This is a genomic window from Pseudomonas sp. Irchel s3b6 (assembly GCF_900187415.1).
In the GTDB taxonomy this organism is placed as follows: domain Bacteria; phylum Pseudomonadota; class Gammaproteobacteria; order Pseudomonadales; family Pseudomonadaceae; genus Aquipseudomonas.
In genome coordinates this window covers 1-13,431 of sequence record NZ_FYDM01000013.1, presented here as the reverse complement: position 1 = coordinate 13,431, position 13,431 = coordinate 1, and the positions used below count along the sequence as shown (strand labels likewise).

At 61.7% G+C, this 13,431-nt stretch carries 12 protein-coding genes; 6 read left to right on the top strand and 6 right to left on the bottom strand.

Features of this window, described 5'->3' with window-relative positions; all coding sequences use genetic code 11:
- Window position 1: 1 nt before the first annotated feature.
- The 4 genes from CKW07_RS19295 to gloB form a co-directional block, all read right to left on the bottom strand.
- Window positions 2–1,834: an extracellular solute-binding protein gene (locus CKW07_RS19295; protein WP_095146571.1), complete on the bottom strand. Its 1,833-nt coding sequence runs from the start codon at window positions 1,832–1,834 to the stop codon at window positions 2–4.
- The gene (locus tag CKW07_RS19290; protein ID WP_095146570.1) at window positions 1,831–3,663 is read right to left on the bottom strand and encodes an extracellular solute-binding protein; all 1,833 of its coding nucleotides are present in this window, start codon (window positions 3,661–3,663) and stop codon (window positions 1,831–1,833) included. The genes CKW07_RS19295 and CKW07_RS19290 overlap by 4 nt, the downstream gene beginning before the upstream one ends.
- A 212-nt stretch (window positions 3,664–3,875) precedes the next feature.
- Window positions 3,876–5,297, bottom strand: a complete 1,422-nt coding sequence (locus CKW07_RS19285; RefSeq protein ID WP_095146569.1) for a LysM peptidoglycan-binding domain-containing protein — start codon at window positions 5,295–5,297, stop codon at window positions 3,876–3,878.
- 99 nt (window positions 5,298–5,396) lie between these two features.
- A complete protein-coding gene (gene gloB / locus CKW07_RS19280) occupies window positions 5,397–6,164 on the bottom strand; it encodes a hydroxyacylglutathione hydrolase (RefSeq protein WP_095146568.1) in 768 nt (255 codons plus the stop codon).
- Between the two features lie 133 nt (window positions 6,165–6,297).
- Here gloB and CKW07_RS19275 point away from each other — a divergent pair, with 133 nt between their 5' ends.
- Entirely contained in the window at window positions 6,298–7,056 is a 759-nt protein-coding gene (locus CKW07_RS19275; protein WP_095077140.1) for a class I SAM-dependent methyltransferase, read from the top strand.
- Window positions 7,057–7,148: 92 nt separating this feature from the next.
- A complete protein-coding gene (rnhA, locus tag CKW07_RS19270) occupies window positions 7,149–7,601 on the top strand; it encodes a ribonuclease HI (protein WP_095077139.1) in 453 nt (150 codons plus the stop codon).
- Window positions 7,602–7,622: 21 nt separating this feature from the next.
- On the opposite strand, the gene CKW07_RS19265 is transcribed toward rnhA, so the two are convergent.
- Window positions 7,623–8,573, bottom strand: a complete 951-nt coding sequence (locus CKW07_RS19265; protein WP_256577069.1) for a glycerophosphodiester phosphodiesterase family protein — start codon at window positions 8,571–8,573, stop codon at window positions 7,623–7,625.
- A gap of 138 nt (window positions 8,574–8,711) precedes the next feature.
- Window positions 8,712–9,602, bottom strand: coding sequence for a LysR family transcriptional regulator (locus tag CKW07_RS19260; RefSeq protein ID WP_095146566.1), 891 nt, complete (start codon window positions 9,600–9,602; stop codon window positions 8,712–8,714).
- A 127-nt stretch (window positions 9,603–9,729) separates the two neighbouring features.
- Here CKW07_RS19260 and CKW07_RS19255 point away from each other — a divergent pair, with 127 nt between their 5' ends.
- The 4 genes from CKW07_RS19255 (at window position 9,730) to CKW07_RS19240 (ending at window position 13,269) form a co-directional block, all read left to right on the top strand.
- On the top strand, window positions 9,730–10,878 hold the full coding sequence (locus CKW07_RS19255; RefSeq protein ID WP_176465344.1) for a muconate cycloisomerase family protein: 1,149 nt from the start codon (window positions 9,730–9,732) through the stop codon (window positions 10,876–10,878).
- Window positions 10,879–10,888: 10 nt separating this feature from the next.
- On the top strand, window positions 10,889–11,179 hold the full coding sequence (catC, locus tag CKW07_RS19250) for a muconolactone Delta-isomerase (protein ID WP_095146565.1): 291 nt from the start codon (window positions 10,889–10,891) through the stop codon (window positions 11,177–11,179).
- Between the two features lie 51 nt (window positions 11,180–11,230).
- On the top strand, window positions 11,231–12,160 hold the full coding sequence (gene catA, locus CKW07_RS19245; protein ID WP_095146564.1) for a catechol 1,2-dioxygenase: 930 nt from the start codon (window positions 11,231–11,233) through the stop codon (window positions 12,158–12,160).
- A 152-nt stretch (window positions 12,161–12,312) separates the two neighbouring features.
- The gene (locus CKW07_RS19240) at window positions 12,313–13,269 is read left to right on the top strand and encodes an AraC family transcriptional regulator (protein ID WP_095146563.1); all 957 of its coding nucleotides are present in this window, start codon (window positions 12,313–12,315) and stop codon (window positions 13,267–13,269) included.
- Window positions 13,270–13,431: the final 162 nt, after the last annotated feature.

The following is a 13,431-nucleotide window of genomic DNA, read 5'->3' as shown; positions in this document are numbered from 1 at the left end:
CTTATTGCTCCACGCCCGTTTGCTCTTTGCTCAGGACTTCGATCGCAGGTTTGGCGTCGGGTTTGATCCACCAGGTGTTGATGCCCACGTCATAGGTGGGCGGGACCTGCGGATGGCCGATGTGATTCCAGTAGGCCACGCGCCAAGTCTTGATGTGCCAGTTGGGGATCACGTAATAGCCCCATTGCAGCACCCTGTCGAGCGCCCGGGCATGGGCCACCAGGCTGTTGCGCGAGTCGGCATTGATCAGCTCCTCGACCAACTGGTCGATGGCCGGGTCCCTGAGGCCGATGTAGTTGCGGCTACCGGGCTTGTCGGCGCTTTCGGACTTCCAGAACTCACGCTGTTCGTTACCCGGTGAACTGGATTGCGGGAAGCTGCCCACCACCATGTCGAAGTCCCGCGAGCGGACCCGATTGATGTATTGCGATACGTCGACCCGGCGAATCACCAGGTCGATCCCCAGGTCACTCAGGTTGCGCTTGAACGGCAGCAGCACCCGCTCGAACTCGGTCTGGGCCAGCAGAAACTCGATGGTCACCGGTTTACCGGTGGCATCGACCATCTTGTCATCAACGATCCGCCAGCCGGCCTCCTGCAGCAGTTGATAGGCCTGGCGCTGTTGGGCGCGGATCATCCCGCTGCCATCACATACCGGATTCTGGAAGGCTTCGCTGAAGACCTGGTCGGGGATCTTGCCGCGCAACGGCTCGAGGATCGCCAGTTGTGCCGCGTCCGGCAGGCCGGTGGCGGCCATTTCCGAGTTCTCGAAGTAGCTGCGGGTGCGGGCGTAGGCGCCGTTGAACAGTTGCTTGTTGGTCCACTCGAAGTCCAGCAACAGGCTCAGGGCCTGGCGCACGCGCACATCCTGGAACACCGGACGACGCAAGTTGAAGATGAAGCCTTGCATGCCGGTCGGGTTGCCGTTGGGGATCTGTTCCTTGATCAGCCGGCCCTCGGTGACCGCCGGGATGTTGTAGGCGTTGGCCCAGCTCTTCGCGGTCATCTCCAGCCAGTAGTCGAACTGCCCGGCCTTGAGGGCTTCCAGCGCCACGGTGTTGTCGCGGTAGTAGTCGGTGGTCATGACGTCGAAGTTGTAGACCCCCCGATTGATCGGCAGGTCCTTGCCCCAGTAGTCCTTGACGCGTTCATAGCGTACCGAGCGCCCGGCCTTGACCTCGCTGACCTTGTACGGGCCGCTGCCCAGGGGGATTTCCAGGTTGCCCTTGGAGAAGTCTCGGTTTTCCCACCAATGCTTGGGCAGGACCGGAAGCTGGCCGAGAATCAGCGGCAGTTCGCGATTGTTGTTGTGTTTGAACCTGAACAGTACCCGCAGCGGGTCTTCGGCGATCACTTCTTGCACGTCGCCATAGTAGCCACGGTAGAGCGGGGCGCCGCTTTTCATCAGGGTCTGGAAGCTGAACACCACGTCGTCGGCACGCACCGGATGGCCATCATGAAAGCGGGCTTCGGGACGCAGGTAGAAACGCACCCAACTGTTGTCCGGGGCCTTTTCGATCTTGCCGGCGATCAGGCCGTATTCGGTGAAAGGTTCATCCAGGCTCTGCCGGGCCAGGGTGTCGTAGATCAGGTCGATGTCGGTGGCCGCCACGCCTTTGCTGATAAAGGGGTTGAGGCTGTCGAAGCCGCCGAAGCCGGCCTGGCGAAAGGTGCCGCCCTTGGGCGCGTCCGGGTTGACGTAGTCGAAGTGCTTGAAGTTTGCCGGGTACTTCGGTGGCTCGTTGTACAGGGTCAGGGCATGTTGCGGGGCCGCGAGGGAAACGCTACACATCCCGGCAAACAGCAGGCCCAGCAGGGTACGCAAAGGCATCATTGGGCTTTCTCCGAAGTCTTCAGCCACCACGCATTCAGCCCGAGGGTGTAGGGCGGCGTGGTGACGAAGGCGAACCGGTTGCGGTACGCCAGGCGATGATAATTGATATACCAGTTGGGGATCATGTAGTGGTGCCACAGCAGCACCCGGTCCAGTGCCTTGCCGGCCGCCAGTTGCTCGTCGCGCGACTTGGCCGCCAGCAGGTGTTCCAGCAGGTGGTCGACCACCGGGTTGGCCACGCCTGCGTAATTCTTGCTGCCCTTGACCCCGACCTGGCTGGAGTGGAAGTACTGCCACTGCTCGAGGCCCGGGCTCAGGGTCTGGTCGAGGGTCATGAGGATCATGTCGAAATCGAACTGGTCCAGACGCTGTTTGTACTGGGCACGGTCCACCGTGCGCAGGCGGGCATCGACGCCGATGCTGGCGAGGTTTTCGACGTAGGGCTGGAGGATGCGTTCCAGGTTCGGGTTGACCAGCAGAATCTCGAGGCGCAGCGGCTGGCCGGCGGCATTTTGCAAACGCTGGCCATTGAGTGTCCAGCCGGCCTCCGCGAGCAGGCCCAAGGCCTGGCGCAGGGTGTGCCGGGGAATGCCGCGGCCCTCGGTCTGCGGCAGGCTGAAGGGCACGGTGAACAGTTTGGCGGGCAGTTGCTCGCGGTAGGGCGAGAGCATCAGCCATTCGTGGCCGACCGGGAGTCCGGCGGCGGCGAACTCGCTGTTGGGGTAGTAGCTGGTGGCTCGTTTGTAGGCGCCGCTGAACAGCGTGCGGTTGGTCCATTCGAAGTCGAACATCAGGCCCAGGGCTTCACGCACCCTGGCGTCGGCGAAGGTCGCTCGCCTGCTGTTCATGAACAGGCCTTGGGTCTGGGTCGGAATCTGGTGGCTGACCTGTGCCTTGATCACGTCGCCACGGTGTACCGCCGGGAAGTTGTAGGCATTGGCCCAGTTCTTGGCCTGGTGCTCGATGTAGATATCGAATTCGCCCGCCTTGAACGCTTCGAACGCTACCGCGCTGTCGCGGTAGAACTCGACTTCCATGCGGTCGTAGTTGTACTTGCCGCGATTGACCGGCAGGTCCTTGCCCCAATAGTCCTTGACCCGCTCCAGCACCAGTCGGCGCCCCGGCTGGACCTGGGTAATGCGATAGGGCCCGCTGCCCAGGGGCGGCTCGAAGGTGGTGGCCTGGAAGTCGCGGCCTTTCCAGTAGTGTTGCGGCAGTACCGGCAACTCGCCCAGGCGCAGGATCAACAGCGGGTTGCCCGCGCGCTTGAACACGAAGCGAATGCGCTGCGGGTTGAGGACGTCGACCCGCTGTACTTCCTGAAGGTTGGTGCGGTATCGCGGGTGGCCCTGCTTGAGCAGCAAGCGGTAAGAGAACGCCACATCGTAGGCGGTGATCGGCTTGCCGTCGTGGAAGCGCGCTTCGGGCCGCAGGTTGAACACCACCCAGCTGCGGTCTTCGCTGTATTCGACCGACTGGGCGATCAAGCCATAGCTGGAGGCGGGTTCATCGCCCGAGGGGGCGTACTGCCCGGTGCCGACCATCAACGGCTCGTTCAGCTCGTTGATGCCGTATTGCAGGAAATTCGGGGTGGCAACCGGGCTGGTGCCCTTGAAGGTGTAGGGGTTGAGCGTGTCGAAGGTGCCAAACGCCATGACCCGCAAGGTGCCGCCCTTGGGCGCTTGCGGGTTGACCCAGTCGAAGTGGGTGAATCGGGTCGGGTACTTGAGTGTGCCGAACTGCGCATAACCATGGCTTTCGCTGATCGTGGCGCTTACCGGGGAGCTCAAGGCCAGACTGATCAGGAACAGGGGGAGGGGACGCTTCAAGTCAGAGATCCGATCCAGGCGGCTTGGGCTTTGTGGATCGTACAGTAACAGCTTGTATGCACAGGAAAAAGGTAGGGGTCAACGTTAAGCGAACGTGGACCTTCGTGGGAGCGAGCCAGCTCGCGAAGAACACAAAAACAACACGTTTAGTCAGAAAACACGCGTTATCGTTGACGTCCATCGCGAGCACGCTCGCTCCTACAGGTGCCGGATCAGTGCGGCTGGTAAACCGTCAGCATCTGCCCGGGCTTGAGGGCCTGGCCCACACGTGGGTTCCAGCGCTTGAGGTGCTGCATCTCGACGTTGAAGCGCTTGGCAACCATGTACAGCGAGTCGCCTTGCTTGACCTTGTACTGGGTCTGCTTCTTGGTGTTGGCGGCGAGCACCGTGGTGGTCCGGCCGCTGCGTCGGGTGTCCTGCATGACCAGGGTCTGGCCGGCCTTGAGGTGCTTGCCGGTCAGGTTGTTCCAGCGTTGCAGGTCCTTGACCTCGACCTTGTTGGCCTTGGCGATGGACGACAGGCTGTCGCCACGCTTGACCCGATAGCTGCGTTTGGCGCCTGCCAGTGCCGGGCCATCGGCCCCTTCGAACACCGGTTTGAACGAGCGTTTGCTGATCAGCTCTTCAGGTTTCATGGTCGACAGGCTGGCCGTCAGCAGTTGCGCCTTGGACGTCGGCACCAGCAAGTGCTGGGGGCCGTCGATGGTGGTGCGTTGCTTGAAGGCCGGGTTGAGCTGGAACAGTTCGTCTTCGTCGATGTTGGCCACCGCGGCAACCTTGGACAGGTCCATGCGCTGGTTGATTTCGACGACTTCAAAGTAGGGTTCGTTGGCGATCGGGTTGAGGTTCACGCCGTAGGCTTGCGGGGTCAACACCACTTGCGACAGGGCCAGCAGCTTGGGCACGTAGGCCTGGGTTTCCGAAGGCAGTGTCAGGTTCCAGTAGTCGGTGGGCAGGCCGAGCCTTTCATTGCGCTCGATGGCCCGGCTGACGGTACCTTCACCGGCGTTGTAGGCCGCCAGGGCCAGCAGCCAGTCGCCGTTGAACATGTCGTGCAGGCGGCTCAGGTAGTCGAGGGCCGCGGTCGTGGAAGCGGTAATGTCGCGACGACCGTCATAGAAGCGGGTTTGACGCAGGTTGAAGTAGCGCCCGGTGGACGGGATGAACTGCCACAGGCCCACGGCATGGGCACGCGAATAGGCCATCGGGTTGTAGGAGCTTTCAATCACCGGCAGCAGGGCCAGTTCCAGCGGCATGTTGCGTTCATCGAGACGTTCGACGATGTAATGGATGTACAGGCTGCCGCGTTCGCCGGCGTTTTCCAGGACTGACGGGTTGCTGGCAAACCACAGGCGCTGTTGCTCGATGCGTGGGTTGACGCCCAGCCCGTCCTGCAACTGGTAGCCCTGGCGCATGCGTTCCCAGACGTCCTGGGGAATCTCTGGCGTCGGCTTCTCGCTGAGCCAGACCGGCTTCTGTTTGGCGCGGGCAGAAGCCAGGTGGGCCGCGTCGGTTTGCGGCACTTGACTGGTGCTTTGGCAGCCCGCCAGGGTGGCGGACACAGCCACCGCGATGGCTTGTGCCAGGCGGGTCAATGCGTCTGAGTTGATGGACTTACGAATAGATGACGACATTGGCTGGAAGTAAGTTCCGGGCAAAAATGTCGGGCGATTCTAGAAAGCGTACCGGGTGCGGTCAACCATTCAGAATTTTCCGGCCTATGCCCGGCCTGTTTAGAACGTATCTTTCCAAGCCCTCAGGGCCGCAAAAACCTCACTCGGAGACCGGTTATTACGGCCGATCCGTTCGTCTACTTTTTCTTTAACAGATGTTTCTCCTGTACGCAGAAACGGGTTTGTCAGTTTTTCCAGGGCCAGGGTGGAGGGCAGGGACATGCGTCCGGCCTCGCGCAGTTGGGAGACCTTCTCGAAACGCTCGGCGATCGCGGCGTTGTCCGGCTCGACGGCGACGGCAAAGCGCAGGTTGCTCAAGGTGTACTCGTGGGTGCAATACACCAGGGTGTCTTCAGGCAGGGCCGCGAGCCGGCCGAGGGAGTGGTGCATCTGTTCTGGCGTGCCTTCGAACAAACGCCCGCAGCCGGCGGCGAACAGGGTATCGCCACAGAACAGCAGGCCATGATGGTAGTAGGCGATGTGGCCCAGGGTGTGGCCAGGCACCGCATACACCTCGAACGCCCAGCCCAGTACGGTGACACGGTCGTTGTCGTGCAACGCCACGTCCCGCGCCGGGATGTTTTCACTGGCCGGGCCGTAGACCGTGGCGCCCGTCGCTTTTTTCAACCGTTCGACGCCGCCGACGTGATCATGGTGGTGGTGAGTGATCAGAATATCGCTCAGGCGCCAGTCCGGATGTTCGGCCAGCCAGGCCTGCACTGGGGCGGCGTCACCCGGATCGACCACGGCGCAGCACTGGCTGCGGTGATCCTGTAACAACCAGATATAGTTGTCGGTAAAGGCGGGAAGAGCACTGATCTGTATCATCGCGGGATTCGCCAAGCGGTAAACATTAGCGCATCTTAGGGGCTGTTGACGTTGGGTGGCTAGCCGCGGGATACCGCCCATGGTTACTCCTTGGGTTACAGACACTGGAATTCTTGGCGAGTTGGAGAGTGCAATGACCGATAAAGCGTTCGCTCAGGCGGATCCGGACTGGTTGGCATTGATCAGCGCAGCCCGCGAGTGGTTGTCCGGTCCCCTCGGGCAATTTCTGCTGGATGAAGAGCGCCGGATGCTCGAAGACGAACTGGGGCGCTTCTTTGGTGGTTACCTGGTGCACTACGGCCCGTCGGCCGAAGCACCGCCCACGGCACCCCAGGTGCAACGCAATGTGCGGCTTGGCGCACCACTGCCGGGGGTGGAGATCGTCTGCGAAGAGCAGGCTTGGCCCCTGAGCGAGCATGCCGCCGACGTGGTGGTGATGCAGCACGGGCTGGATTTCTGCCTGTCGCCCCATGGCTTGCTGCGCGAGGCGGCCAGTGCCGTGCGTCCCGGTGGGCACTTGCTGATTGTCGGCATCAACCCCTGGAGCAGTTGGGGGCTACGCCATGTGTTTGCCCAGGACGCCCTGCGCAAGGCCCGTTGCATTTCGCCGTCGCGGGTTGCCGACTGGCTCAATCTGCTGGGTTTTGCGCTGGAGAAACGCCGCTTCGGGTGCTATCGTCCGCCGCTCGCATCCCCCGCCTGGCAAGCTCGCCTGGCCGGTTGGGAACGCAGGGCCGGTGACTGGCAGTGGTCCGGGGGCGGCTTCTATTTGTTAGTGGCGCGCAAGATCGTCGTCGGCTTGCGACCGGTTCGCCAGGCACGCCGCGAACCGATGGGCAAGCTGATTCCGCTGCCGATGGCCAAGGTCAATCGCCGCGACAGCAAGCCGTAACACTCCCTTTATTTTTCCGGCCGGGCTTGCCCGGCCTCAGGCGTTGTCGGTCCTCGATTGGCAAGCCGCAGACATTTTCTGGATAGATTGGCATGAGCGATAGCGTAGAACTCTTCACCGACGGCGCCTGCAAGGGCAACCCTGGTCCTGGCGGCTGGGGCGCGCTGCTGGTGTGCAAGGGCGTTGAAAAGGAACTCTGGGGGGGCGAAGCCAACACCACCAACAACCGCATGGAGTTGATGGGGGCGATTCGCGGCCTGGAGGAGCTCAAGCGCTCCTGCGACGTGCTGCTGGTGACCGACTCGCAGTATGTGATGAAGGGCATCAACGAGTGGATGGTCAACTGGAAAAAGCGCGGCTGGAAAACCGCAGCCAAGGAACCGGTGAAGAACGCCGACCTGTGGAAGCAGCTCGACGAACAGGTCAACCGCCACAACGTGACCTGGAAGTGGGTTCGCGGACACATCGGCCATCCGGGCAACGAACGCGCTGACCAGTTGGCCAACCGTGGCGTCGATGACGTCCGGGGTTACAAGCAGGACTGAGGCTGTTGTGAGGCTGCCTGGTCATGGACAACGCAGTGGTTGTTCCATGTGCTGCTTGAGCGTTTTCATTTTCTCTGGCGAGTCGACCAGTACCGCGTCGACTCCCAGACAGGCCACCGCTTTATAGTCCTCTGCGGTTTCAGCGCCGATAACCAGCACATTCACTTTGCCCCGGGATGCAAAGCAACGCATTGCATCGGGTGTCCAGAATTTGGCGCTTACCTGGGACCTGGCTTCACCCAGGGTAAAGGTTTCAACCACGGCAACCTTGCGCTGATATTCGAACGCCGCCCAGGTTCCGGGAGAAGGTGGTGCGGGGCAAGACTGCGCGAGTGCAACGCTTGCCAGTCGGTCGCGGGTGTTGTCTCTGGACTCGAACAGCCTGGCGTGAGGGTGACTGGCAAATGCTTGTTGATAGGTGTCGTCGGTCGAATAGATCAGCACGTCGTCCCAGCGTCTGGTGGCGTCCAGTATTTTGGCCACTGCATGAGCTTGAGGCGGCGCTGGTAGCGCCTTCATATCGAGAATGACCCGGGTCGACGGTGGGATTGCTTTCAGGGCCTGTTGCAACGAAGGGATCGGCATCTGTCGTGAACGATAGGGGTAGGCACTGTTTTCAGCGGGCTGCTTGAAGTTCCATCCGGCATTGAGCTGTTGCAACTCTGCAAAGGTTTTTTGCGCCACGGGACCGGAGCCCTGCGTATTGGCGCTCAAGTCCGCCGGGCGATACAGCACGGGTACGCCGTCGTGGCTCAGCTGCACGGTGAGCCAGATCATGTCAGCGTGATTGCGCAGTGCGGCATCGATGGCCAGCAAGGTGTTTTCTGGATAGTCCGCTGTACCCGCCCGGTGAGCGACGATCAAGGGCAGATGCTCGACCAGGCGAGCGTCGGGCGCGGTGTTCGGCCGCGAGGAGCAACCGGTGCCGAGCACTGCTGCAATCAGCAGACAAAAAATTCGTTGCGTGGTCATCAGGGCTTGCTCACCTCAGGCATGGCGAAATCGGGGATATTCATTGCCCATGATGCATGAACGAAGCAGCAGGCCGTCAATTCAGGTGTTTTTACAGCGTGAGGTTTGCTAATGAATGTTAAAAACTGCGCAGGGTCGTCACAGTCGGGGACGCATACGCAATTCCTCGATCATTCTCAGGCAATGACTCAACCCCGGTGACACATCGCCGACGCGCCGACTCAGGATGATCGGCGAGGTGGCGTTGGTTTCCAGCACTGGCGTGAAACCGATGTCGTCGCGGTGCAGCAACTGCACCGAGGCCGGCACTAGGGTGACGCCGATGCCTGCGCCCACCAGGCCGATGGCGGTTTGCAGTTCGTTGGTCCATTGCGCCACCTTGATGCTCACACCGTAGGACTCGAACAGCGCGATCACATGGTCGGCATAGCTGGGGCGGGGATTGCCGGGGTAGAGCACAAAGGGTTCGTCGGCCAGTTCCGTGAGGCTGATGGGCCTGGCCAGTAACGGATGGCCAGCGGGCAGGGCGGCGACCAACCGGTCTTCGCGCAACACGGTCTGGGTGATGGCCGGGTCATTGATGCGAATCCGCCCGAAACCGACGTCGATCCGGCCTGCCTTGAGGGCCTGCACCTGTTGCAGGGTGGTCATTTCCGACAGCCCCAGTTCCAGCTCCATGGCGTCATTGCTGCGCAGGCGACGGATCAGTTCCGGCAGCACGCCATACAAGGTCGAAGGCGCAAAGCCGATGCCCAGCCAGGTCTTCTCGCCCAGGCCGATGCGGCGGGTGTTGTCGCAGACCTTGTTCAGCTGTTCCAGCAGCGCCGTGGAGTGTTCGAGGAAAAACCGTCCGGCCTCGGTCAGGCGCAATGGCCGCCCACGCTCGAGCAGCACCACTGCGAGCTCGTCTTCCAACTGCTGGATCTGCCGGCTCAGCGGCGGTTGCGCGATGTGCAGGCGCTCGGCGGCGCGGGTGAAATTCAGGGTTTGCCCCAGCACCTGGAAATACCGCAGATGACGCAGTTCCATGGGTTCTCACTCGTCGAGGGTGGTGTATACCTTTAAGGTATCGATCAAGACCAATTCTATATTGGAACCCGGAAAAAAGCCGTACGAGAATCCATCCCAGAACTTCAAGAACCTGACGGGTATGGACATGCTTTCTTCTGCCATTGAATCGATCGAAACGATCATCGTCGATCTGCCGACCATCCGCCCGCACAAGCTGGCCATGCACACCATGCAGAACCAGACCCTGGTGATCATCCGTGTGCGCTGTGCCGACGGCATCGAAGGCATCGGCGAGGCGACCACCATCGGCGGCCTGGCCTACGGCAATGAAAGCCCGGACAGCATCAAGACCAACATCGATCGCCACTTCGCGCCGCTGCTGCTGGGCCAGGATGCGTGCAACATCAACGCGGCCATGCTGCGCCTGGACCGCAGCATTCGCGGTAATACCTTCGCCAGGTCCGGTATCGAAACTGCCTTGCTCGACGCCCAGGGCAAACGCCTGGGGCTGCCGGTCAGCGAGTTGCTGGGTGGGCGGGTACGTGATGCGCTGCCGGTGGCCTGGACCCTGGCCAGCGGCGATACCGCCAAGGACATCGCCGAAGCCGAGCAGATGCTCGACCTGCGGCGCCACCGGATCTTCAAGTTGAAGATCGGGGCTGGCGAAGTCGACCGCGACCTGGCGCACGTGATTGCCATCAAGAAAGCCCTGGGCGACCGTGCCAGCGTGCGGGTCGACGTCAACCAGGCCTGGGACGAAGCGGTGGCGCTGCGGGCCTGCCGGATCCTGGGTGGCAACGGCATCGACCTGATCGAACAACCGATTTCCCGCAACAACCGCGCCGGTATGGCGCGCCTCAATGCCATCAGCCCGGCACCGATCATGGCGGACGAGTCGATCGAGTGCGTCGAAGATGCGTTCAACCTGGCCCGTGAAGGCGCGGCGTCGGTGTTCGCCCTGAAGATCGCCAAGAACGGTGGCCCGCGCGCGGTGTTGCGCACAGCGGCAATTGCCGAGGCGGCGGGGATCGGCCTGTACGGCGGCACCATGCTCGAAGGCGGGATCGGCACCCTGGCCTCGGCCCATGCCTTTCTGACCTTGAATAAGCTGGCGTGGGACACCGAGTTGTTCGGCCCGCTGTTGCTGACTGAGGACATCCTCAGCGAAGCGCCGGTGTACCGCGATTTCCACCTGCATGTTTCCAGGGCGCCTGGCCTTGGCCTGACTCTGGACGAGGAGCGCCTGGCGTTCTTCCGCCGCGACAAAACCTCCACTGCCATTCATTCCGCCTGAGGAGATGCGCATGTTGTTCCACGTAAAGATGACCGTGAACCTGCCGGTCGACATGAATCCCGAGCAGGCCGCCCAGCTCAAGGCCGATGAAAAGGCCCTGGCCCAGCGCCTGCAGCAACAGGGCAAGTGGCGGCACCTGTGGCGTATCGCCGGGTTGTACGCCAACTACAGCGTGTTCGACGTCGACAGCGTGCAGGAGCTGCACGACCTGCTGATGCAACTGCCGCTGTATCCCTACATGGCTATCGAAGTGAACGCGATGTGCAGGCATCCTTCCTCTATTCATGAGGATGATCGCTGATTCGTTGTTTGCCTGTTCTGTACTCTAATAAATACAAGATGAGGATTAATCATGAACGTCAGAATTTCCCACACTGCCAGCGCCCAGAAGTTCCTCGAAGACGCCAGCGGCCTGCTCAACGACCAGGGCAATCCACGGGCCAAGGCGTTGATCTACCGCATCCTGCGCGATTCGGTGAACATCATTGAAGACCTGCAGGTGACCCCGCAAGAGTTCTGGAAAGCCGTCAACTACCTCAACGAGCTGGGCGCACGCCAGGAAGCCGGTCTACTGGTTGCAGGCCTTGGCCTGGAACACTACCTGGACCTGTTGATGGACGCCGAAGACGAGCAGGCCGGCAAGGCCGGTGGCACCCCGCGCACCATCGAAGGCCCGCTGTACGTGGCCGGCGCGCCGTTGGCCGAAGGTTTTGCGCGACTGGACGACGGGGTCGATCCGGGCGTGGTGCTGTTCATGCAGGGCCAGGTCAAGAACACCGATGGCACGCCGCTGGCCGGCGCCGTGGTGGATGTCTGGCACGCCAACACCGGCGGCACCTATTCGTACTTCGATGGCAGCCAGTCGGAATTCAACCTGCGTCGCCGGATCGTCACCGATGCCGAAGGCCGCTACCGCCTCCAGAGCATCGTGCCGTCGGGTTATGGCTGCCCGCCGGACGGTCCGACCCAGCAACTGCTCGATCAACTGGGCCGTCATGGCCAGCGCCCGGCGCACATTCACTTCTTCATCTCGGCGGACGATCATCGCCACCTGACCACCCAGATCAACCTGGACGGTGACCAGTACCTGCACGATGACTTCGCCTACGCCACCCGTGACGAACTGATCGCCAGGATCACCTTCAGCGACGATCAGCAGCGTGCGGCCGAGCATGGCGTCAGCGGGCGTTTCGCCGAGATCGACTTCGATTTCACCTTGCAGTCGACGGCACAGCCGCAAGAACAACAGCGCAGCGAGCGGGTTCGCGCACTGGAGGCCTGAAGTCGCTGAGGTCCTGGCCACGAGATAACCCACCGTTTATCTCGTGGCTTTGCGTTATGGAATGACACCCATAGAATGATCGGGCCCGATGTACTGGGCGGGCGCCACTCGCGACCCGCCACAGCCTATAAAAACAATGAGAGTGACCGGTTATGCAAGCGCATCTATTGAGTGAGCGCAGCAGCGTGTTTGTCCAGGCCGACCCCTACGCGGTGTCGGGCTATGTCAATCAGCACGTGGGCAGCCATTGCATCCGCCTGCCCCGCAGCGGTAGCCCGCAGGCCAGTCTCAATCACAGCAAATTCGCCAGCCTGGACCTGTGCCGTATCAGTTACGGCGGCAGCGTGCGGGTGACCTCGCCGGCGCTGGAAACCATTTTTCACCTGCAAGTGCTGCTCAAGGGCCATTGCCTGTGGCGCGGCCATCGCCAGGAGCACTACTTCGCCCCTGGCGAGCTGCTGCTGATCAACCCGGACGATCCGGTGGACCTGACGTACTCCGACGATTGCGAAAAATTCATCCTGAAAATGCCCGCCAGCCTGCTGGAGTCGGTCTGCCAGGAGCAACGCTGGATTCACCCGGGGCAGGGCGTGCGGTTCCTGGAGAATCGCTACCAGCTGGACGAGCTTGAAGGGTTCGTCAACTTGCTGGGCATGGTCTGTCAGGAGGCCGAGGCGGCCGAGAGCATGCCGCGGGTCCAGGAGCATTACGCGCACATCATCGTGAGCAAGATGCTCAGCCTGATGAAAACCAACGTCAGCCGCGCCGGCCTGGGTTCGCAGTCGGCCAGTTTCGAGCGGATTGCCGACTATATCGAACGTAACCTCAAGCAGGACATCTGCAGCGAGGAGCTGGCTCGCCAGGCGCAGATGAGCCTGCGCTCTCTGTACGGCCTGTTTGAGCGCAACGCCGCCACCACGCCGAAAAACTACATCCGCCAGAAGAAGCTCGAGCGGGTCCAGGCTTGCCTCAGCGACCCGACCTGCACCGTGCGCAACGTCACCGAACTGGCCATGGATTATGGCTTCCTGCACCTGGGGCGGTTCTCCGACAGCTACCGCAAGCAGTTCGGCGAACTGCCCTCCGACACCCTCAAGCGCCGGCATTGATCGCGTCCTCGTTGATTGATCGTTCCCACGCAGGGTGAACTGACCCCCAAAGGTTGGACACAACCTTTGGGGGCGTCATGGGTAAGTACACAGAGCAAGCAAAACACGCAGCAGTGCAGGATTATTGTTCCGGTAGCGCGGGTTTGAGGGATGTTGCACACC